The sequence below is a fragment of the Frankia sp. Hr75.2 genome (assembly GCF_949319125.1).
GTDB classification, from domain to species: Bacteria; Actinomycetota; Actinomycetes; order Frankiales; family Frankiaceae; genus Parafrankia; species Parafrankia soli.
In genome coordinates, this window is sequence record NZ_CASGGV010000352.1 from 1 (window position 1) to 22,196 (window position 22,196).

The window sequence follows — 22,196 nt, forward strand, 5'->3', positions numbered from 1 at the left end:
TGACAGCATCCTCGCGATACGTCTTGTTGCGCGCGCGTCACAACGACAGCACACTTTCACGTTGCGGGACGTCTTCGAGCAGCGAACCGTCGCGAAGCTGTCTCAGAAGATCATCAAAGAAGTCGAGGCCAAGGCGATTTCGACAAGCATGGTCGCTGTGCCCGCCTCTCCGACTCTCGAGAGACTACGTGAGTCGCGCGACGATCCGAACTCATGGATCTTGACCGAGACCGCCGTTCTCCCCGTCTCGTTATCGCACGACGCGCTACTCGCCGCATACGCTTCGCTCGTTCAAGAACATGACCTGCTTCGCTTGTCGGTTCAGACGGTAAGTCGTCGACTGTGGCTCACTTGGGTAACCCCTATGACAACCATCGCACCAACTCTCTCCAGAGTGCATGTCGCAGGGGCCTCGCCCTCCACGAAGCTGACAGATCTTCGGACGATGGCCAGCCAAATGATTGATGTCACCAATGCACGGCCGTCGGGCCTCGCATACGCAAGCAGCTCGACACAGACCTACATTGCGCTTGCAGTACATGCTGCCGTGGCCGATCGATACACCGTGCACCAGCTACTGGAGGCCCTCCGCGCGCTCACTGATGAGAACGCCAACAAGAGCATGCTATCAGCGCCGTCCGTCGCAGCGACCTTGACTGAAGTCGCCGATATCGCTGCGGCTCTCAAAATGGATCAGATCGAGAACCCGATTGAGCTGATCGAGCGCACGGATTCACTCGACGAGGGACTGTACTCGGCCGACAGAACTCAGGTCATACACTGGGACGGCTCTCGCACCGATGCCACCGTGCGCGAGACCATCCGACGAGCACTGCACGCGACTGGGTACGGATCGCGACTCGGCGGTGTCGTAGATCACGAAGCTCCTCTTCTGTCAGATGCTGCCCTGGGGCCGCTTGGCCCGATGACGGTAACCGTTCCCGTGCCTATCGAGCAGGAAACTTGGCACCCAGATCCTGAGTTCGCATTGGCACGCTATGGCAGTAGCTCGGGTAGGCGTCTCCTAGCTGGCATACCGATCGCGCCGATACTTATCAGCCGATCCTATTCCGCCGATGCAGAATCCTTGGCGATCGAACCGACCGAGGCAGCGTACCGCGCGGTGATCCGATACAGGGTGGATGCCTGCAGCACTATTCTGACGGTCATCGGATTTGCCCGTGCCGTGATCCTGGCGTTCGAGAACGTGCTGCGCAAAGTCGGCGACAATGCCGATCGGCGAGTCTGGCGCCCGTAGTTAGCCTCGATCTTTCAGACGACCGCGCACCAGATCTGGTTCTGCGTGAAGTCGTGCAGGGGCAGGTTCGCCAGGCCGGTGTCCTTGGCGCCGCGGATCCGGTCCTCGCAGCGGGCCCGGCGGCGGTGGCGGAGTTCCAGGACGGCGAGCTGGCCTCGGGGGCTGTTCGTCGCGAACGCGGTAATCCGGTTGCCGTCGACGTCGGTGATACGTAGCTGGGCGCCGGGGTGCGGGCGTTCGCGGCGGAGGATGACCCCCATACCCGGCGGCCAGCCGGACAGGTCGAGCAGCCCGGCCAGTTCCGCGACCCACGCCCCGGGGCGGGGGTGGTCGTCGGCGTCGTAGGCCGGGGTCCAGGCCTGTTCCGGGAGTGCGGCGATCTTTTCGGCGTGGTCGTCGGTGAGGGTGAACCCGACTGAGTAGGCCACCCGGCGCTGGTGCAGCCAGGCGACGAACTCGTGGTGCCTCCGCCGCCGTCGGTGCGGATCAGGACCTTGCGGGAACGGCGCAGCCGTCGGGGTAGCTGAGCCAGCGCGGCCGTGGCCACGGTGATGTGGTCGGCCGCGGTGTTCGAGCCGGCGTTTCCCCGGCAGAGCAGCACCGCGGCGGGTTCCCCGGTCCCGTCCGGGCCGTGGTCGATGAACGCCCACAGAGGATGGAACCCGAACCCGCGCTTGAACGTCGGTTTCGCCTGTTCCTTCTCGGAATGGGCGGTGACCAGGGTGGCGTCCCGGGCGAGGCTGGCTTCGTCGAGGGCGCGGGCGTCGCCTTTGACCGCGACGAAGACTCTGCTGCGTAATTCGGCTGGGTGTCGTGGGTGCGGCATTGATCTCTTCTGTGGTCCGGGTCGTCTCGCTGGCCGCGGGAGGCGGGGCACATGTCGTTGCAGCCGAAGGGGCTGCCCGAGATCCCGGCGCAGACTGTGACGGTCGCGCGGGCGGCGTTTCCGCGGGGGACGTTGGCGATGCGGCTGCGGGATCGCCTCGCCGAGGTGTTCGCCGATGAGCCGTTCACCGGCGCGTTCGGGATCAGGGGGGCGCCGGGTCTGCCGCCGGCGGTGTTGTCGCTGGTCACGGCGCTGCAGTTCACCGAGAACCTGACCGACCGGCAGGCCGCGGGTATGGCGGTCCGTGCGATCGACTGGAAGTACGCCCTCGGCGCGGAGCTGACCGATACCGGGTTCGACTCGACCGTGCTGTCCCGGTTCCGGACCCGGCTGGCCGACCACGATCTGGAACGGGTGGTCTTCGACCGGCTCGTGGAGGCCTGCCGTGAGCGGGGCCTGATCGGCGGTGGTGGCAGAGCGCGCACCGATTCCACCCATGTGATCAGCGCGGTGCGGGACCTGAACCGGACCGAGCTCGCCAGGGAGAGCGTGCGGGCGGCGTTAGAGGCCCACGCGGTCGTGGCCCCGGACTGGCTGGCCGACACCCTGAACATCGACGAGTTGGCGTATCGCTACGGCGAGCGGGTCAACGGGTGGACGATGCCGTCATCGACGACGGCCCGGGACCGTCTTGCCGCGGTGTTCGGGCAGGACGCGCTCGCCCTGTGCCGGGCAGTCGCCGCTCCCCGGCCAGGTTCTCGATCACATACGACGCGACCACGTCACGCACCCGATCAGCGTTCCGCACATACCCGTTCAGTAGCCGCTGCATCTTCTGCGGACCCGCCTGACCGGTGAACTCCGCGAGGGTCCACCCGTTCTTCCGCTCCGCGCGGGACAACAACCCGGCCACATACGCCCGCGCCTGCACCCGCGGCTGCTCCGACACGAAACACGGATCGACTCGCACCAGCAACTCCTCCAAACCAGCCTCCCATACCGCCACGTCCAAACCGGATACACTCCGCTCCGCGGCCACCGCGGATTCATCGTCTATTCTCACAAACTACGGAGAATCACACGGTGGCCGCACCCGTTCGGACGCCACGCCGCCACTCCATGCAGAGACCACATGCCGGCCACTGTCACTGGAGTATTAGGTGATGGAGGCGGCGTCGTGCAGGCTGTCGAACAGGGCCGCGCGGCGCATATAGGCGCGCGCGCTATCGAGGTTCTCGGCCGTGCAGCGCAACTGATCGAGGTTCTGTCGCCGCACGGCGGGGTCGCGTTCCTCCAGCATTCGCTTGTTGGCGATTGTCTGGGCTTGTACGTAGTTCAGCGCGGCGTGACGGCGCTGGCGGCTGTAGAGGTCGAGCAGATCGTCACCGTCCCGACCGTGGATCACCTGGGGGAGCTTCTCCGCAAGGTTGATGGCATCATGGATGCCGCCGTTCATGCCCATGCCGCCGATCGGGTTGTTGACGTGCGCGCTGTCTCCGGCCAACAAGATGCGGCCTTTATGGAAGGTCCCGGCCACGCGCTGATTGACCCTGTAGACCCTGGCGTACTCGACGTGGTAGGGGTCCGCCTTGGGGAAGAACTTCTGCAGCCGCCGCTCGACACGCGCTGCCGACAGTGCGGTGGTGTCGTCCTCGTTCTGGCCGATCGGCAGGATCAGCCGCCAGAGTCCTTCGGGCGTCTCCCCGCGCACCTTGAACAGGTTGGCCCACTCGTAGGGGTCGGAGAAGTAGTTGCGCAGTGACAGATTCGACTTCACGGTCTTGAAGTCGAATCTGGTCGCGATCTTGATGAACCGCTCCGGATACGTGAACCCTTCGAACTCGATGCCGGCGAGCTTGCGCACTGTTGACCGGCCGCCGTCGCAGCCGATGACATAGGCCGCCGTCATGCGCCCCGTGCCCGCGGGGGAGGCGTACTCCACCTCGATGCCGTTCGCGGCCACGGTGAGGCCGGTGAGGGCGTGGGAGAACCGCATGTCGAAGTCGGATCCGTTGGCGTATTCCTCGGCGATGGAAGCGGTCAGTTTGTATTGCTCGTACTGCAGCACATAGGGAAACCGGATCTCGTCTTTGAGCCGGGCGAGATCGAACTCCGCCACCAACTCGCCGGTCGGCCGGTCATGGAAGCGATAGGTGCTCGAAACCAGGCTGTGCGGCGTGATCTTCTCGGTGATGCCCAATTCGTCAAGCATCTCCAGAGTGCTCGGATGAATGGTCGCGGCGCGCTGATCCTTCACCGGTACGGGCTCCGACTCGAGCACGGTGACCGGGATGCCCTGCCGGTTCAGCGCCAGTGCGCACACCATTCCGACCGGGCCGGCGCCGACGATGACGACCCGGGTGCTGCTCTGCGACGAAATCATGGCTCAGGCGAGCGATCCTGTGCGTCGCCCGACCACCATTCCCGCAGTCAGGCCGGCGCCCGTCGGGTAGTTCCCGCTGAAGAGGCCCCCGAGCGCTTCACCGCACGCGAAGAGCCCGGGGATGGGCGCACCTGACGGATCGAGCACCCGGCCGTTGATGTCGCCGCGAAGCCCTCCAAAGGTGAAACTGATTCCACACGTCACCGGATATGCATAATAGGGCGGCGTCTCTATCGCCGATGCCCAATTACTCTTGATCGGTTCCACCGTCGCGCTGCGGCCGTCCTTGATCGTTGGATCGAGCGGACGGCTGGTGTCGATCGATGAGTTGAAATCGCGGACCGTCCGCGCGAACGCGTCGACGTCGACGTCTATGGCTGCGGCGAGCTCTTCGACGCTGTTGGCGACGACCGGGATGATCCCGGGCATTTCATACTCGTACACGTTGAGCATCGATCGCGAGTTCGCGTCGAAGATCTGAAACGCCACCGAACCCGGCTGTTCGAGGATCACCTTGCCGTACTTCGCGTACGTATAGTTGCGAAAGTCTGCACCCTCGTCGAGGAATCGTCGACCCCAGGCGTTGACAATGATGCCAAGCGGATAGCCGTACCGGCTGAGTCGGTTCGTCAACATACGGTTGCTCTCGTTCTCGGGATATGACGCGTCCCACGGCACGCTATGACACGTTGACCAGTCGCCTCCACGATCTGCACCAATATCCAAGGCCGCGCCGATCAGGTCACCGGTGTTGTACGGCGTGCCACGCACCTTCGCGTGCTGCCACCCGTCTCCCAGGTAGCGTTGCCGCCATTGCGCGTTCGCCTCGAAACCGCCGCTGGCGATCACCACCGACTCCGCCGGAAACTCCTGATCGCCCGCGCGAACACCGACGACCGAGCCGCCGTTGGTCATCAGCCCCGTGACCGGGCAACCGTAGCGCATCTCGACCCCGAGCCGCGAGGCGACGCGTTCATGGTCTGATATCAGCCCAGGGCCCGCGTCGACGTTGCACACGTGCGTTCCACCCCAGAACACGAAGGTTCCATCGGCGTTCTCGTGAGCCTGCCGCTCGTACATCAGCCGGAATCGCAACCCCAGTTCGTGCAGCCAGCGGACCGCGTCGCGCGAGCCTTCGACGACAGCCGCGGCAAGTTCCTTATCGTCACGTCCCTCGGTGATCCGGTCCAGGTCGGCCAGGAACTCTGCCGCCGAGTACGGCGGAACTTCGGTACGCACGTGACGCTCATCGGGCTCAAGGATATCGAGCAGATCGCCGAGCCCGGCGTGCACCATCCGGGTCGCACCGAGCGTGTAGTAGCTGTTCCCCCCGGCCAGCGCCCGCGGTGCCTTCTCCAACAGCAACACGCGTCGCCCGCGCTCGGCCGCCGCGTGAGCCGTGCAGTACCCGGCGTTACCCCCGCCGACCACAACAACATCCGCGTTGTGCATAACCACCTCGTTGCCGTATCCGACCCGAGAACAACTCACGTTGAGCGATGCCGCTCGACGCGTTCCTAGTTCTGCTCGCGCTGCAGTCGCTTGCTGACCTTGCCGACCGCGGTGTACGGGAACTCGTCGACCACCTCCACGAAATCGGGAAGCTTGAATGTCGCGAGGCCCCACTCCTGCAGGAACCGACGCAGCTTGCTCAAGGTGAGATCGGCCACGTCCTCCGGCGACCGGGGGATCAGGTACGCCTTGATGCGCTCGCCGAGCACCTCGTCATCGATGCCGATCACGGAGGCGTTGTGCACGCCGCCGTGGGCGAGGAACGCGTTCTCCAGCTCCTCGGGCGCGATCTTCTCGCCGCCACGGTTGATCTGGTCCTTCGACCGGCCCACGACCCTCATGAACCCACGCTCGTCCCGCTCGACTATGTCACCGGTGCGGTAGAAGCCATCGCTGGTGAACGCCAGGGCATTCTGCTCGGGGTTGCGATAGTAGCCGCGGATTACCGACGGCCCCCGCGTCAGCAGGTGACCGGGCGCCCCGGGCGGCACGTCGTTTCCCTCGTCGTCTATGACCCGGATCTCGTCGGCCTCCGAGGCCGGCCGGCCCTGGTATCGCACGCTGGTCTCCCGATCGACGTCCGGAGGGTTGCTGACGACCAGGCCTTCGCCCATCCCGAAGCTCTGAGACAGCTCCATGCCGAGCTCCGGCTCGACCCGCCGCGCCACCTCCTCGCTCAGCTTCGCACCCCCGCACATGATCACCTGCATGCTGGAGAGATCGTAGGCGTCGCGCAGCGAGGAGTTCAGCCAGGCCAGCAGGATCGGGGGCACCAACGTCACGCGGTTCGCGCGGTGCTTCTCGATCAGCGGGAACGCCGCATCGGGGCTGCCGTTCGGCGCGATCACGATCGTTGCGCCCACGCTGAACGCGCCGAGGAAGCCGGGCGAACGCGTCGACATACTGTGACAGATCGGCATGACCAGCAGATGCACCGTCCGCTCGGTGATGCCCCGTTCCCCGACGCTTCTGCGCAACGCATAGCCGTACGTGTGATGAGTATGCGGCATCAGCTTCGGAACGCCCGTCGTGCCGCCCGACATCTGCAGCAGCGCGACGTCCTGCGGGCTGCATCGCCGCACGTGCTCGAGCGATCCTTTCGAAAGCAGCGCGTCGTACTCGGCGCCGCCGCCGCCGCGATCGAGGATCACTGTGTGCTCCAGATGGGCCCAACGGCCCTTCAGGTCGGCAGCCAACGCAGCGAGATCGGTGCCGCTGTCCGATGCGACGGTGATGTAGGTACGCGCCTCGGCAATCTCGATGAAGTGTTCGATCTCCGCGCGACGGTGCGCGATGGGCGCGACCACGGGAATCACGCCGAGCTCCCACAGGGCGAAGACGAACGCGATGTACTCGTAGGTATTGGGCAGATGCACGACCACTCGGTCGCCACGGCCCAGCCCCAGATCCTGCAGACCGGCCGCGAGACGCAGGACTTCATCCGTGAGTTGCCTATAGCTCAGCCGGGTGTCGCGGTCGATGACCGCGAGCTTGTCGGGATAGCGTTCCGCCGCGGCAAAAAGCAACTCCGGAAGCGTCTGATCGTGCCAGTATCCCTTTGCGAGGTACTGGGCCACGGACTTTGGCGGATAGGGTACGACGCCGTCAAGGGTCAGCGGTTGGATGCTCATCGGTCTTCCTCGGGTGTCGGCGTCTCGTGTCCTGGCGGCATCGGCGCCGCGTGAAGCTGCCGATGCCGATCCGGTCGTCGAAGAGCGAGTTCACGCAAGAGGTTCAGGCTGTCATCCGTTGTCGAATCGTGTTCAGCCCAGGCTCAGCACGGTTTCGAGGCCGATCGTCACCCCGGGGAGACCTGGGACGGCGCGGAGCGCGGCGAGCACTCCGGGCATGAGGGACTCGCGTGTGACGGAGTCGTAACGCAGCCTCAGGATCTCGCCCTCGGATCCGAACAGCACCTCTTGTGAAGACATGAAACCGCGTACACGCACCGCGTGGACGTTGACTTCCTCGATCCGCCCGCCGCGCGTTCCATGCGGGTCGCGAGAGGTGGCATCGGGCGAGGGAGCGGAACCTGCTTTCGCGCGAGCGCGAGCGATCAGTTCGGCCGTGTGCTGTGCCGTACCCGATGGCGCGTCCACCTTATCGGGATGGTGCATCTCGATGATCTCGACAGACTCGAAGAGCGGGGCAGCCTTCGCCGCGAACTGCGTCAAGAGCACCGCGCCCACCGAGAAGTTCGGGACGACGAAAACGTTGACTTCATCACGTTCGATGAGTGCGGCGCGAATTTGCTGGACAGCGTCTTCATCGAAGCCGGATGTTCCCACCACGACGTGAATCCCCTGCTCGATGCACCATTGGACCTGCTCGTGTGCCACGCCCGGCGGGGAGAACACGAGCACGACATCGGCCTTCTTTTCGACGATCTCTCGCAGGTTATCATCGACATCGATCTCGGCGACCACGCTCATGTCGGAAGTGGCCTCGATTGCACGAACCGATGCCTCACCCATGCGCCCGCGTGCTCCCAGCACAGCAACTTGAGTCATGAGGGAAGGTTAACCTAAGTCATTCGACCGACACAAGGCTATCTGCGGTGAGCTGTCAGGGAGCGGAGCGGAGCGGTCGCCGGGCAGAGGTGGTCCGTCTTGGTTGAATCGCTGTGTGGCGGCTCCAGTGAAGTGGCGGTCGGTCGTCGGGGACGCTTCGGCCGTCGGGTTTGATTGGCGGCGTTTGCGCTGGTGGCGGAGCTGTTCAGCTCGGGTGAGAGGCTCGGTCCCTGAATTTGCGCAGGCTGGAATGGCCACTGGCGGGGTGGCAACCACGCGTTCATCGCCAGCAGCCCCCTGGGCGCCGCCAACGTCGACAAGCTCCAATGAGGCAGCACAGATCATCGCCGAGCTTTGTGAGCCGCGGACGCCGTGTGGCTCGAGTCTGCCGTGAGCGCACCCAACATCTCTCTGCCTCTGCCATCGCCGCCGCGATGGGCAAGGCCGACATGGCGACGCTGCTGCGCACCATCACCCAGACCTCCGCTCAGCCCGCCCCGTCCAGGGCTGCCGCCTCGTGATGCACCTGCAGATCGGCTTGGACCTTGCTGCCGAGTACGGTGCGTAGCATCAGGTTCGTTCCTTCCCAGCCGACTGCCGCACACCGCCGTGCGTTACTCGCCTGTGGCAGCTCTCGCGACTTCGTGGCTGGCAATGAAGTCGCGCAGCGACTTGGGCCGCAGGTCGGTCCAAGTCTGGTCGATCCAGTCGAGCACCTCCTGCCTGGGTCTGCCGTCCGGCTCGCCGTAGACGATGGTCCAGCCGCCGGGCACCGGCTTGAACGTGGGCCAGAGCGAGTACTGCTCCTCATGGTTGATGAGCGCGTAGAACGTGCCATCCTCGTCGTCGAACGGGTTCTTCGCCATCGCGTGTTCTCCTTCTGCCGGTGGGACGGGCCGTCAGCTGCCCGTCGCCATGTGGGATCTGTGCGTGGGGACCGCGGCCTCGAGAATCTCGCCGGCGCGCACGGCCAGGGTCGACAGCAGCGACGAGCTGAGGCCGTGGCTGTGCTGGACACCCCCGCTGAGGAAGATGCGGCCCTCCAGCCCCGGCACGCGCAGGCTGTAGTCGCGCGCCACGAGCGACTCGTCCCCGTCGAGCGCGGCCTCGAGGTCGATGCCGTCGCCGAGCAGGCCGCGCGGGTCTGACGGGCGGAAGCCGGTGGCGAAGACCACCGCGTCGACCTCGAGCGGCGTGCGCGCACGGGCCCCGAGGTCGCGCAGCGCGACGACGACACCCCCCGGGCCCTCGCGCAGGCTTTCGACCTCGGTGACGCGGTGCACGAACAGGCGCCGCACGCCGCGCAGCTTCTCGTCGTACTCCCGTCGGTAGAGGTCGTCGATGAGCTCGGCGTCGACAGCGGCGTAGTTCGTCGACCAGTGCCGCCGCAGCAGCTGCTGTTTGACGTCGGGCGGAGCGGTGTAGTACTCCCCGACGGAGGCGGGGTCGAAGATGCGGTTCGCATACGGGGTGTTGTCGGAGGGCACATAGCCGAAGCTGCGGATGGAGGCGTGTACCTCCGCCGCCGGGTAGGTGTCATGCAGGTAGGCGGCAACCTCTGCGGCGCTCTGCCCAGCGCCCACGACGAGGAACCGGCCGTGCGGCGTGGAGGGGATCCGGTCGAGGCTGCTGAGCAGACCGTGGTTGTGGAACACCCGAGGGCCGGCCTCGATCCCGTCCGGGAGCACGGGGCGCAGCCCGGTCGCGACAACGACCGACCGCGCCCGGACCGCCTCGCGTCCGCCGCCGCCCGACACCATGACGGTGAAGGCCGCACCGTCGTGGTCGACGCGGGTGGCCCTCGCCCCGTAGGAGACTGGCACGTTCACACGCGCGGCCGCCCACGCCAGATAGTCGCGGAACTCGAGCCGGGTGGGGAAGAAGCTCTTCAGGTTGATGAAGTCGCTCAGGCGCCCGCGCTCGTGCAGGTAGTTCAGAAAGCTATACGAGCTGGTGGGCGAGCGCATGGTCGAGAGGTCCTTGAGGAAACTGATCTGCATGGTCGTGCCCGGCAGCAGCATGCCGTCGTGCCATCCGAACCTCGGCTGGGCCTCTACGAAGCGGGCGGTCACACGGTCGGCGGCAGGCCGGGCGCCGTTGCGCACTTCAATGGCGATTGCCAGGCTCAGGTTGGCCGGTCCGAAGCCGATACCGATGATGTCGACCACATCGGGTAGCATGCCCACCGCATCCGACCGAGTGTTCACTTCATTCATCGCCGTCACCCGACGGCCGACCCCTCGGGCTCGGCGAGAAAGTCGAGGATGAGCCGGTTCACCGCTTCGGGCTGCTCGAGATAGCCGTAGTGTCCCGTGTCGGGCACCTCGACATACCGGGCAGTCGGGACGATATCGGCAAGCTCGCGTCCGAGGTGTGCCGGGATCATCAAGTCGTCGGCGAAACCGATCACCAGCAACGGCCGGGTGATCGCCCTGTACGCGTTGCCGCGATCTCCGAGTCGTTCGGAAGCGCCGAGTTGGCCACGCTCACCCGACGACGCCGGAACCGCGGAGTACTCCAGAAGCGCAAGCCAGTCGTTGGATTTCGTCTCATCTCGCAATGTCGCGGGCGATAAGTTCAGCAGAGCATCGACCGCTGCCTTATACGCTTTCGGCAGCACGATCTTTTGGTCGAACAACTCCTGCTCGCCCCGGGTGAGCATCTGTCCGACGTCGTCGATGCGTGCGTGACCACCCATCGCGACCGCCCGGCACACAAGGTCGGGGCGCTCGAGGACCAACTCCTGCACGACCCGCGCTCCGAGCGAGGTTCCGATCACGTGCGCCGGGGCGCCGAAGCGCTCGATGAGCGCGGCGAGATCGTCAACGAGCTCTGGGACGACGATGTCGGGGCACGACGTGGCAGTCTGTCCGGGCACCGGGCTGATGCCCCGGTTGTCGTAGGTGACGACCCGGTACCCCGCCTCGACGAGGGCGGGCACCTGGTGCGGCGTCCACACCTGCCCCTTCGCTCCCGTTCCCATCACCAACACGACGAGAGGGTCGGCACCATCGCCATACTCGTCGTAGTGCAGGGCGATTCCGTTCACGAGCATCGTGGGCATTGCGTCTCCTTGTCGGGGAGGGGCGGGAAGATCGCGCAGCCGGTCGTCATACCCGCCCCTGGTAGACGAGACTCACTCAGACGACTCGGCGTCATCGTTCGTCGACGCCGCCAACACCTCAAGCCAACGTGACACCCGTTGGTCTTCAGCGAGCGTAATGAAGTCGATGCCCTCCGCGCCGGCGCTGCGCCACCGCTCGACCAGTTCCATGAGCCGGACGGAGTCCATGCCCTGTACGCGCAGGTCGGCGTTCTGATCCACGTCGTTCGCCTCGATGTACAGGACATCGGCGACGTCGGCTAGCACTCGGTTATCGCTGATCTTCATGATCCTCCTCTGGGTTACCGAAACCGCTGTTCCGGACGCCCGTCTCTGTCGTGTAGGACGCCAACGTCTCGAGCGACTGCACCCACAGCTCTTGCAGTTCGCTCACTTCCGCCTCGCTGAGGATCCCCGCCGCATAAACGATGTTGCCCCTCAACGTCCACTCGTTGTTCTCAGCGCTCTGTACCGCCACCAAAGAAATGTCCAACACAGCGATCAGAGGCATCGTCCTGTCCGCGGAACCGACGATCCCAGGAGCCTCGGGGGCCATCTCCCATGCGCTGTCCCTCACGGCGCTGCCGGGGCCGAACTGGCCGAGGTAGTTGAATCCGATCTGTGGCACCACGCCGTCGACCAAACGGCCCGCGCCGTCAGGAGCGAGCTCTCGAAGCACCCCGTAGCCGATGCCGCGATCGGGTACCGCCCGCAGTTGCTCATTCACGTGCCTCACCACATCTGCGGAAGCTCCCGGATCCGTCAAGGCCGTGACGGGATCGATGTCGACGGTGTCCAGTCCGACTGGGAACCACGTCGTGAACCACCCCACAGTGCGGGAAAGATCACTGCCGGGCACGAACGTCTCTTCGCGCCCGTGCCCCTCAAGTCCGATCAGCGCACGCCGATGACCGACCCCTCGCCTCGCCCGCCATGCCCCGACAGCGATCGTCAACGAGCCGAGCAGCACATCGTTGATCTCGGCCGCCAGTGCACCAGGCACCTCCTTCAGCACCGGGCCGGCGACTCTCGCGGGCACTTGGATCGTGAGCATCTCCGCTGTGGCGCGCGTGTCGAGCGCCGCGTCCAGCGCACGGGAACCCAGCAACGGATCATCCGCCGTGACAGTCTCGGCCCAGTACTCTGTCTGCGCCCTCACATCCTGCTCAGCGGCGCGGCCCGCGAGCATCTCAGCCCAGTTCAGCAAACTCGTGCCTACCGGCAGCAGTGGCTCAGCAGTGCGGCCGGTCTCCAACTCCCACGCCTGCCGAAGATCATCCCCAAGAACTCGCCATGACACCCCATCGACGACCAGGTGATGCATTACCAGCAGTAGACGGCTTGTCGCATCGGCAGAACCCGTGTACCAGACTGCCCGCCACAAGATGCCGGCATCGAGGTGCAGAGAACGCGCTAGTTCCTCCACACGTGCACGATTGCCGCTGCGCCACGTCGGATCCGGCCACGCGGGCCCCAGCGCTTCGATCACCATCCGATCTTTCGCGACTTCAGGAGAGCGGGCAGGAACCTCGAACCGGAAGGATCCGTCGACATCTGCCACGAGGCGACCGCCCAGAGCCGCATGATGCGCGACGACCCGGTTCAGCACGCGCAACAATGTGTCGTGCGTCATTCCGGCTGGCACCACGAAAGTCACCGCCTGCACCAACGTCGAAAAGCCGGGCAAATCCACTTCCTTGTTGGCGATCGGCCACAACCTGGAGGATTGCAGATCCTTCAGGGGGGCGGTGTGCTCCGTTGCCGACTCCGACTGGCGCGCATCAGAAAGACGAGCCAGCCCGGCCACCGTCCGCGTCGAGAAGACGTCCGCGGCCGAGATGACGACACCGATGCGCCGCATTCGGGATACCAACTGGATCGACAGAATGCTGTCCCCGCCCAGCTGGAAGAAGTCGTCCTCAACCGACAACCGCGCTTCGTCACTCAAACCCAGCAGGTCACGGACGACGGCGAGGAGATCTCGCTCCGTGTCGGTCGCGGGTGCACGCCCGTGGGCGGTCGATTGCCCGAGATCGGGGACGGGCAATGCCTTCCGGTCGAGCTTGCCAGTTGTGGTCAGCGGGAACGTCTCAAGCCGATTGTAGGATGCGGGGATCATGTAGTCGGGGAGGTGCTGTGCGGCGTGCTCGCGGAGTGACCGGCGGAGTGCGTCGTCGCTGGTATCGATGCGGGCGGTGGTGACGTAGGCAGCGAGAAACTTCCCTCCGGAGGGATGGTCGGCCGCGATGACCTCAGCACGCACGACCTCCGGGTGCGCCTCCAGCACGTCACGGATCTCCCCTGGCTCGATCCGGTACCCGCGGATCTTGGTCTGCTCGTCGGCGCGACCGAGGTAATCGATGCGCCCCTCGTCGTTCCACCGGGCCAGGTCGCCCGTGCGATACATCCGCGCCCCCGGCTCCCACGGGCACGCCACGAACCGCTCGGCGGCGAGGGCGGACTGCTCCCAGTAGCCGCGCGCATTGCCCGCGCCCGCGAGATACAGCTCACCTGGAACACCGGGCAGGGCAAACTGCAGGTTCTGATCCAGGATGTACGCCCGGGTGTTGAAGATCGGCGTGCCCACGCTCGGGTTCGGGCTGTCGGCGAGATCCGCGCCGAGCGCATTGATCGTGTACTCGGTCGGCCCGTACAGGTTGTACGACTCCACGCCCGGGGCATCTCGCAGCTGCTGCCACAGCCGCTCGGGCACCGCCTCGCCGCCGAGCGACACGAACACCACGCCCGTCGCGTCTGCCGACACCGATCGACCCGTCGGCCGGTCACGCTCCAGCAAACCCTCGTCAACGAGCACCTGCCCGTACGAGGGAGTCACGTCGAAGCCATCGATGCGCTGATCGTCGTAGTACGCGAGTAGCTGCTGCGGATCCCGGCGCATCTCCTCGTTGATCACATACACCGAGTGGCCGTTGAGCAGCCAGAACAGCTGCTCCCACGACGCATCGAACGAGAACGACGTCGTATGCGCGATCCGCATCCGCCGCCCGCCCTGATGGGCCACCACGCGGTCGAAGATCTTCTCCACATGGTTGGCATACATGTTCGTCAGGCCCCGGTAACCGACCGCGACACCCTTCGGTCGGCCCGTCGAGCCGGACGTGAAGATGATGTACGCCAGATGATCCAGCGACACCTCCCCGCCGCGCTCGGCCACGGTGACCGGCCCATCCGCCAGTTCCGCGACGCGCGTGCGCACCACCGCATCGTCGAGATTCACCACCCGCCCCGCCGCGGGCCCGAGCCGTGCCACGTCACGATTGGTGACGAGCGTGACCGTCGGACCCGCCACATCGAGCATGTAACCGATCCGGTCATCGGGCAGCTCCGCATCGATCGGCACATACGCCGCACCCACCGCGAACACCGCGAACATCGCGATGACCATCCGCTCGTCACGCGGCAGCAGCAGCGCAACCCTGTGCTCCTGGCGCACGCCCCGCTCCAGCAGCAGCCGCGCATACCGGTTCACCTCCGCGGACAACCCCGCAAACGTGAAACTCCGCGCACCCGCAACCAGCGCGATCTCCCCCGGCGACCGCGCCACCTGATCATCAAGAAGACCCGCAACAGTAACACCAGCCAACTCTGCTGGACTTCCAGTCGTCCAAGCTTCGAGAGCGGGTCTCTCTTTCGCGATCAGCAGATCGACTTCGGCGATAGTCCGGTTCGGATCCTCGGCGATCGCGCCGAGGATCTTCTGAATCACGCCGAGGAAACGGACCGCTGTCTTCTCTTCGAAGAGATCCGTACTGAACGTGAGAAATACGGATACTTCGGTGTCGGAGTCGACCAGATAGAGATCGAGATCTCCCTTGACGGCACCCAGCCCCACCATGCGAGGCCGCACGACGAGATCCCTGACCTCCGGATCCACTCGGCGTCCGGTAGCACGCTGGTAGGTGAGCATGACCTGGAAGACCGGATTTCTGCCGACGACCCGATCCGCAGAGATCGCCGTGACGATCTGATCGAAAGGCGCCGCTTGATGACTGAAGCCATCCAGCACGGTTTGCTTCACACGAGCGAGAACGTCGGAGAATTTGTCGCCGGGGAAGTATCTGTGGCGGAGGGGAATCGTGTTCACGAAGTATCCGACGACGCCTTCGAGACCGTCCTCGGTACGACCGCCGACTGGTGCGCCGAGAACGACATCGTCACTCGCGCTCATGACGGATATCGCCAGGGCCACGGCAGCCTGGGAGATCATGAACATCGTGACCCCATACCCATCTTCGACGCGCCGCAAATCAGCCACGACATCGGATGAGATGGTCAAGGACACATCTGCCGCACGGTACGTCGGTTCAGCCGGCCGGGGCCGGTGGGGGCTTATCGTGGATTCACCCGGAGCATCCGCCAGCGTGTCTGCCCAATACTTCAAATGGTGATGTAGTGCGGACTCTGGATCGGTGGGCTGACCGAGCACGGCCTGTTGCCAGACCGCATAGTCTGCGTACTGTATCCCGACCGGCTCCCACGCCGGCGCATGCCCCTTGCTTCTTGCCGCGTAGGCGGCGAAGAGATCTTCCAGCAGCGTCGGCGTGGACCATTCATCTGTTGCGTGATGGTGCACCGCAAGGACGAGAATCCACTCTGCAACCTCCACGCGTAGCAGACCGGCGCGGACCGGGATATCCGCGGCAAGGTCGAATCGGCTCCGCACGAGTTCCCGAAGGCGTTCGTCGATCGCGTCTTGTCCCGCCCCGATGAAGTCCTCAGGAATCAGAGGCAGGCGCAAGGCCGCCTCCTCACCCGTGAGGATCACCTGATGGAGCTGCCCGTCATCCCCCACGATCAACGTTCGCAGCGCCTCATGTCGGGTCACGACATCCTGCACCGCTGACCTCAGGGCAGTCTCGTCAAGTTCTCCGGACAAGTGCCGGATCAGAGGGACGACATAGCGAGCCCCCGGGCCGCCCATCTGCTCGATAACCCAGAGGGAGCGCTGCCCATACGTCACAGGCAGTAGTTCCGGGCGTGGCAGATCACCTACTCGCGGTACGCGAGATACGGTTTGAGAGGCTCCGTCGACGACACGCGCCAGTCCTTCGATCGTGGCCTGTTCGAACATATCCCGCAGAGTCAGCGCCGAACCCAATGCGGCATTGGCCCGCGCGACGACGCGGGTTGCCAGCAACGAGTGACCACCCAGACGGAAGAAGTCATCGTTCGCCCTCAGACTGACCTCACCCCCGAGACCCAGCACCGCGCGGAACACTTCCGCCAGCGAGCGCTCCGTCGGCGTCTCAGGTGCACGCCCGTCGGTGCCGGTGATCTCACTGAGATCGGGGACGGGCAATGCCTTCCGGTCGAGCTTTCCGTTGACCGTCGTTGCGAAGGAGTCAATTCGGGTGATCGTCGTGGGGATCATGTAGTCGGGGAGGTGCTGTGCGGCGTGCTCGCGGAGTGACCGGCGGAGTGCGTCGTCGCTGGTATCGATGCGGGCGGTGGTGACGTAGGCAGCGAGAAACTTCCCTCCGGAGGGATGGTCGGCCGCGATGACCTCAGCACGCACGACCTCCGGGTGCGCCTCCAGCACGTCACGGATCTCCCCTGGCTCGATCCGGTACCCGCGGATCTTGGTCTGCTCGTCGGCGCGACCGAGGTAATCGATGCGCCCCTCGTCGTTCCACCGGGCCAGGTCGCCCGTGCGATACATCCGCGCCCCCGGCTCCCACGGGCACGCCACGAACCGCTCGGCGGCGAGGGCGGACTGCTCCCAGTAGCCGCGCGCATTGCCCGCGCCCGCGAGATACAGCTCACCTGGAACACCGGGCAGGGCAAACTGCAGGTTCTGATCCAGGATGTACGCCCGGGTGTTGAAGATCGGCGTGCCCACGCTCGGGTTCGGGCTGTCGGCGAGATCCGCGCCGAGCGCATTGATCGTGTACTCGGTCGGCCCGTACAGGTTGTACGACTCCACGCCCGGGGCATCTCGCAGCTGCTGCCACAGCCGCTCGGGCACCGCCTCGCCGCCGAGCGACACGAACACCACGCCCGTCGCGTCTGCCGACACCGATCGACCCGTCGGCCGGTCACGCTCCAGCAAACCCTCGTCAACGAGCACCTGCCCGTACGAGGGAGTCACGTCGAAGCCATCGATGCGCTGATCGTCGTAGTACGCGAGTAGCTGCTGCGGATCCCGGCGCATCTCCTCGTTGATCACATACACCGAGTGGCCGTTGAGCAGCCAGAACAGCTGCTCCCACGACGCATCGAACGAGAACGACGTCGTATGCGCGATCCGCATCCGCCGCCCGCCCTGATGGGCCACCACGCGGTCGAAGATCTTCTCCACATGGTTGGCATACATGTTCGTCAGGCCCCGGTAACCGACCGCGACACCCTTCGGTCGGCCCGTCGAGCCGGACGTGAAGATGATGTACGCCAGATGATCCAGCGACACCTCCCCGCCGCGCTCGGCCACGGTGACCGGCCCATCCGCCAGTTCCGCGACGCGCGTGCGCACCACCGCATCGTCGAGATTCACCACCCGCCCCGCCGCGGGCCCGAGCCGTGCCACGTCACGATTGGTGACGAGCGTGACCGTCGGACCCGCCACATCGAGCATGTAACCGATCCGGTCATCGGGCAGCTCCGCATCGATCGGCACATACGCCGCACCCACCGCGAACACCGCGAACATCGCGATGACCATCCGCTCGTCACGCGGCAGCAGCAGCGCAACCCTGTGCTCCTGGCGCACGCCCCGCTCCAGCAGCAGCCGCGCATACCGGTTCACCTCCGCGGACAACCCCGCAAACGTGAAACTCCGCGCACCCGCAACCAGCGCGATCTCCCCCGGCGACCGCGCCACCTGATCATCAAGAAGACCCGCAACAGTAACAGGCTCTACGTCTCGGTGCAGATCGGCGGCGGTGCCAGTGTGAGGCTCGACCTCGTCGGGCAGCAGCACCGTCAGCCCGCCGACGGGCGCGCGCAAACGGCTCGCGATCGCGTTCAGCGTCGCAACGTAGCGCTCCAGCATCTTTTCGGCGCTGGCCGTTTCGTACGCGTCGCGGCGGTAGGAGAGCCGCACATGCACGGACGCGGATCCTGCACGCTCCCATACATTCACTGCGAACGTCACCGGATAGTGCGTGGCGTCATCCACGGCGGAGCCGACCACTCGGACGCCAGCCCAGTCACGTTCGTCGCGCACCTGGAAGGGCAGGTTCTGCACCACGAACAACGTGTCGAAGAGCGTTGCCATACCAGCAGACGCCTGAATGCTCGTCAGTGCGGTGTCGGGATGGTCGATGACGCGCAGCTGCTCGGACTGCACTCGCGCGAGCATCTCCTGAGCTGTCTCGAACGGGCTAAGACGCACGCGCATCGGTACCGTGTTGAAGAGCACCCCGATGGTCCGGTCCGCGTCGGGAAGCTCGGGAGGGCGGCCGGACACCGTGTTGCCGAACACCACGTCATCGCTGCCAGTCAGGCGGCTGAGGGTGACAGCCCAGGAAACCTGCAGGACTGTACCCACCGTCACTTGCGCAGTCCGCGCGGCGCCGAACACCGCAGCAGCGACCGATGGATCAAGATCGTAATGCAGATCGCCCGTGTCGATCTGCCCCGCGCCGAGATCGCCACCCTCTGGCCAGAGCATCGTCGGGCCAGACAGCTCGGCGAGATAGTCGCTCCAGGCGCGGGCGGCGGTCTCCGGATCCCGACCGTCGAGCCACTCAAGATACGAGCGGAATGACGCCGGTTCGACGCGATCCGCGTACCCGGGATCCGCGTAGATCGTGAGGATCTCCTCGAACAGGGCCTTCAACGACCAGCCGTCCAGCAGAATGTGCTCAAAGCTCATCGCCAGAATCCAGGCATCGGTCGACCGCTCGATGAGGGTGAACCGGATCAGCGGTGGAGTCTGGAAGTCGAAGGGCTCACGTCGCTCGGCTGCCAGGAAATCACCGATGTCCACACGGAGTTCGGACCACTCGGTGAGCGAGATGATTCGGAACAGTGCATCTGCGACAGCGGGGATCACCTGCGCCTCACCCGAGGGCACGAAGGCGGCACGAAGGTTCGGGTACCGGTCGAGCGCGACCCTCACCGCTCCCTCTAGACGGTCAGGGTCGACCGCGCCTGACAACTCTCTCGTGGCCTGCGATACGTAGGCGTTGTGGTCATCCGACTCCTGCGCGCGCACCATGTGGTAAAAGATGCCGCGTTGCAACGTGGACAACGGGAGGATCTCGGCGGCTTTGCCGTAGAGGGCACGGATGCGCTCCTCCTCCTCCCACGAGATCGTGAGACGGTCGGCTCGACGAAGACGCAGCCCGCTTGGCGACTGCCTCGACAGCGTGAGCGCGAAGTCGATCTGGGCGGTCACGGTGGCGATCTCCTCCGCCAGCGCGCACGCATCCAGATCGATACCAGGGGCTGTCTCGACCTCCACCCGGACCGTTTGCGGCTCAGATGCCAGGCCCGGGCCGATCAGGATGCAGATGTCGAGCTGGATCGGATTGTCTGCGGGGATCGCGGGAACCGTTGCGATGCGCTCCGCCGCGCTACGGAACACACTGATCCGGATGTGCGGGAGAGGCAGATCGTCGAAGAATCGGCTGAGCTGCGGGCGAGCACGCAGGGACGCGTAGTCAGCCGCACGCTCGGGGCTCAGTATAAGTGGCGAGTGGGTGCCGCCTCCGTTCGGGGTGGTCGCCGGTTCACCGAGAAGTATTGGGTAGCTCCAGACTGTGAATGCGTCCGCGGGCTCGCGCCGTTCGACGATCAGCTGGCTTTCGCCGAGCGTCCGGGCGAGCGTCCGGGCGATCGCATCCCACGCCTCGAGTTGCGTTGTGCCGCTCATCTCACGCTGTCCGGAGATCCCGACACTATGTGTCGCGAAGGCCGGTGCTTCGCCAGCATTCGACGGCAGGCTGACATCTCGCACCGCGGCGAGCTGGTCGATCCAATCGTCCCAGAAGGGATCCTCGAGAACCGTGCTGAGCTCGGCGTCCGTCCGTTGATCGCCGCCAGCTCGCGGTGTCTCGATCACCAGCCGGCTCTGTGAGCCGTAGCCGGCGACAAGCTCGGCGAGCAGCGCTCCGACCGCGTCGAGGGCCTCGACGTTGTCGTGTGCGGCGACCAGTTCGCCGCTTCCGTCGTCGAGCACCCGCAGCTGCATCCCGCCGTCGCCCAGTGCGAGAGCGACGTGATCAACGGCAGCACGCCACAGCACGGCATCCTGGATGTCGAATGCGGGAAGCGCAAGGCGGAAGACTGGTCGTTCCTGATCGGAGGCCGCCCCGTGAAGCCCGGAATCGAGAGCAGCCTGAACCATTTGCGCGAGATGGACGGACGCAAGCTCTGGATGCCGCGCGCCGAGGGTCAGAAACAGCCGCGTCTTCTGTAGCAGCCGTGACGAAGTGTCTTCGGAGAACAGTTCCCTGGCCGCGTTCAGGTGCAGAGCCAGAGCGCCGTCGCTACGCCTCGTGATGGAGTAGACGAGGTCGAAAAGGGCGGGCCGGGCCGGACCCGGTCCTCCGGTCGCGACCGGGACGTAGGGGGCGAAAATCGCGGCTGGGTCCGGCTCTGGATCGCCCTGGTCGAGATAGGCGGCCATCACCTGGAAGAGAGGGCTAATCCCGGGAGCACGTATCGGCTGGATCGCCTCGACGACGGCGTCGAAAGGCACGAGCTTGCGCTCGTTCGCCTCAAGCATGCGCTCCCGCATGTTGGTGAGCGCTTGTCCGAACCCGTCCATCTCGTCGATGTCGGAGCGGACGACGACAGTGTTCACGAAGTAGCCGATCAGGTCGCTCAGCTCCGGTAGATCGCGCAGGCTGGCAGGTATACCGATCGGCACCGTGGTGCCGGTCCCCTCGCTCCAGAGCGCGAGGGTGAGCGCGGTCATCAACCCCTGCAGCGGTGTCGCCCTGCGCTCGATGAGCAGGGCATCCACGGCGCCGACTTCATCGTCAGACAGCACAGCGGTCGCCGGTCGGACCGTGCGCGAGTCGGTATCGGTGCGCGGGTAGTCGATCGGCAGCGGAGTTTCCGTAGGGAGATCTTCGAGCGTACCGCGCCAGTACTCAAGGTCACGCCGATAGCGCGAGTCCGCATCTCGGGAGTCACCGAGCACTGCCCGGTGCCAGAGCGCGAAGTCCGCGAACTGCACGGGAAGCGCAACGAGCTCGGACGACGTGCCAGACGTCTCTTCGTGATAAAGAGCGTTCAGATCGCGGAGGAAGGGGGTGAATGATTGCTCGTCGGAGACGATGTGGTGCCCGGCAGCAACGAGCAGATCGTCCTCCTCCCCGCGGAGGAGACTGAATCGGAGGCCGCAGTCGGACGCGAGGTCCATTGGGGCGGCGACGAGTTCGGCGATCCTCTCATCCGCCGCTGACGAGGGGATCTGCTCAACCGTGACGAGCGCCACGCTCGGTTCTGTGGCCGGGTGGATCCTCTGGCGCAGTTCGGCAGCGTCTTCGTCAAGCACGAAGGTTGTGCGCAGGATCTCGTGCCGGGCGACGAGACGACGAACGGCCGCTTGTAGGGCACTGACGTCGACCGGTTCGCGTGATTGGAGGGCCATAACCATGCGGTAGATCGTCTTGCCAGCAATCTGGTCGGTT

12 protein-coding genes and 2 pseudogenes are annotated in these 22,196 nt (G+C 65.4%); 3 read left to right on the forward strand and 11 right to left on the reverse strand.

Annotation, left to right across the window (positions count from 1 at the left end; translation table 11 throughout):
* Nucleotides 1-1,258: hypothetical protein (locus tag AC559T_RS34935; RefSeq protein ID WP_498871424.1), on the forward strand; the 1,258-nt coding region annotated here is incomplete at its 5' end.
* A gap of 17 nt (nt 1,259-1,275) precedes the next feature.
* On the opposite strand, the pseudogene AC559T_RS34940 reads toward AC559T_RS34935, so the two are convergent.
* Nucleotides 1,276-1,988, reverse strand: a pseudogene (locus AC559T_RS34940) (transposase); the annotation flags it as partial.
* Between the two features lie 147 nt (nt 1,989-2,135).
* On the opposite strand from AC559T_RS34940, the gene AC559T_RS34945 reads away from it, so the two are divergent.
* Nucleotides 2,136-2,942 (forward strand): transposase, encoded by an 807-nt coding sequence (locus tag AC559T_RS34945; protein WP_498871425.1) that lies wholly within the window; start codon nt 2,136-2,138, stop codon nt 2,940-2,942.
* Here AC559T_RS34945 and AC559T_RS34950 read toward each other — a convergent pair.
* The 5 genes and pseudogenes from AC559T_RS34950 to dapB form a co-directional block, all read right to left on the reverse strand.
* Nucleotides 2,836-3,090 (reverse strand): annotated as a pseudogene (locus tag AC559T_RS34950) (IS701 family transposase); the annotation flags it as partial. The gene AC559T_RS34945 and the pseudogene AC559T_RS34950 sit on opposite strands and share 107 nt — an antisense overlap.
* A 150-nt stretch (nt 3,091-3,240) precedes the next feature.
* Nucleotides 3,241-4,467, reverse strand: coding sequence for an FAD-dependent oxidoreductase (locus tag AC559T_RS34955; protein WP_498871426.1), 1,227 nt, complete (start codon nt 4,465-4,467; stop codon nt 3,241-3,243).
* Between the two features lie 3 nt (nt 4,468-4,470).
* The gene (tcuA, locus tag AC559T_RS34960; protein WP_498871427.1) at nt 4,471-5,919 is read right to left on the reverse strand and encodes an FAD-dependent tricarballylate dehydrogenase TcuA; all 1,449 of its coding nucleotides are present in this window, start codon (nt 5,917-5,919) and stop codon (nt 4,471-4,473) included.
* Nucleotides 5,920-5,984: 65 nt separating this feature from the next.
* On the reverse strand, nt 5,985-7,610 hold the full coding sequence (locus tag AC559T_RS34965) for a (2,3-dihydroxybenzoyl)adenylate synthase (RefSeq protein WP_498871428.1): 1,626 nt from the start codon (nt 7,608-7,610) through the stop codon (nt 5,985-5,987).
* A 132-nt stretch (nt 7,611-7,742) separates the two neighbouring features.
* Nucleotides 7,743-8,489 (reverse strand): 4-hydroxy-tetrahydrodipicolinate reductase, encoded by a 747-nt coding sequence (gene dapB / locus AC559T_RS34970; protein ID WP_112106267.1) that lies wholly within the window; start codon nt 8,487-8,489, stop codon nt 7,743-7,745.
* Nucleotides 8,490-8,863: 374 nt separating this feature from the next.
* On the opposite strand from dapB, the gene AC559T_RS34975 reads away from it, so the two are divergent.
* Entirely contained in the window at nt 8,864-9,010 is a 147-nt protein-coding gene (locus AC559T_RS34975; protein WP_207974749.1) for a hypothetical protein, read from the forward strand.
* A 93-nt stretch (nt 9,011-9,103) separates the two neighbouring features.
* Here AC559T_RS34975 and AC559T_RS34980 read toward each other — a convergent pair whose 3' ends face one another.
* The 5 genes from AC559T_RS34980 to AC559T_RS35000 all read right to left on the reverse strand — a co-directional run bounded on the left by AC559T_RS34980 (nt 9,104) and on the right by AC559T_RS35000 (nt 22,186).
* Complete coding sequence (locus AC559T_RS34980) at nt 9,104-9,355, reverse strand: MbtH family protein (RefSeq protein WP_020460620.1); 252 nt, start codon at nt 9,353-9,355, stop codon at nt 9,104-9,106.
* Between the two features lie 33 nt (nt 9,356-9,388).
* Nucleotides 9,389-10,657, reverse strand: coding sequence for a lysine N(6)-hydroxylase/L-ornithine N(5)-oxygenase family protein (locus AC559T_RS34985; protein WP_498871429.1), 1,269 nt, complete (start codon nt 10,655-10,657; stop codon nt 9,389-9,391).
* A 53-nt stretch (nt 10,658-10,710) separates the two neighbouring features.
* Complete coding sequence (locus AC559T_RS34990) at nt 10,711-11,553, reverse strand: alpha/beta fold hydrolase (protein WP_498871430.1); 843 nt, start codon at nt 11,551-11,553, stop codon at nt 10,711-10,713.
* A 72-nt stretch (nt 11,554-11,625) separates the two neighbouring features.
* Entirely contained in the window at nt 11,626-11,880 is a 255-nt protein-coding gene (locus AC559T_RS34995; RefSeq protein WP_112106269.1) for a phosphopantetheine-binding protein, read from the reverse strand.
* A complete protein-coding gene (locus AC559T_RS35000; RefSeq protein ID WP_498871431.1) occupies nt 11,864-22,186 on the reverse strand; it encodes an amino acid adenylation domain-containing protein in 10,323 nt (3,440 codons plus the stop codon). Before AC559T_RS35000 ends, AC559T_RS34995 begins: the two co-directional genes overlap by 17 nt.
* Nucleotides 22,187-22,196 lie beyond the last annotated feature (10 nt).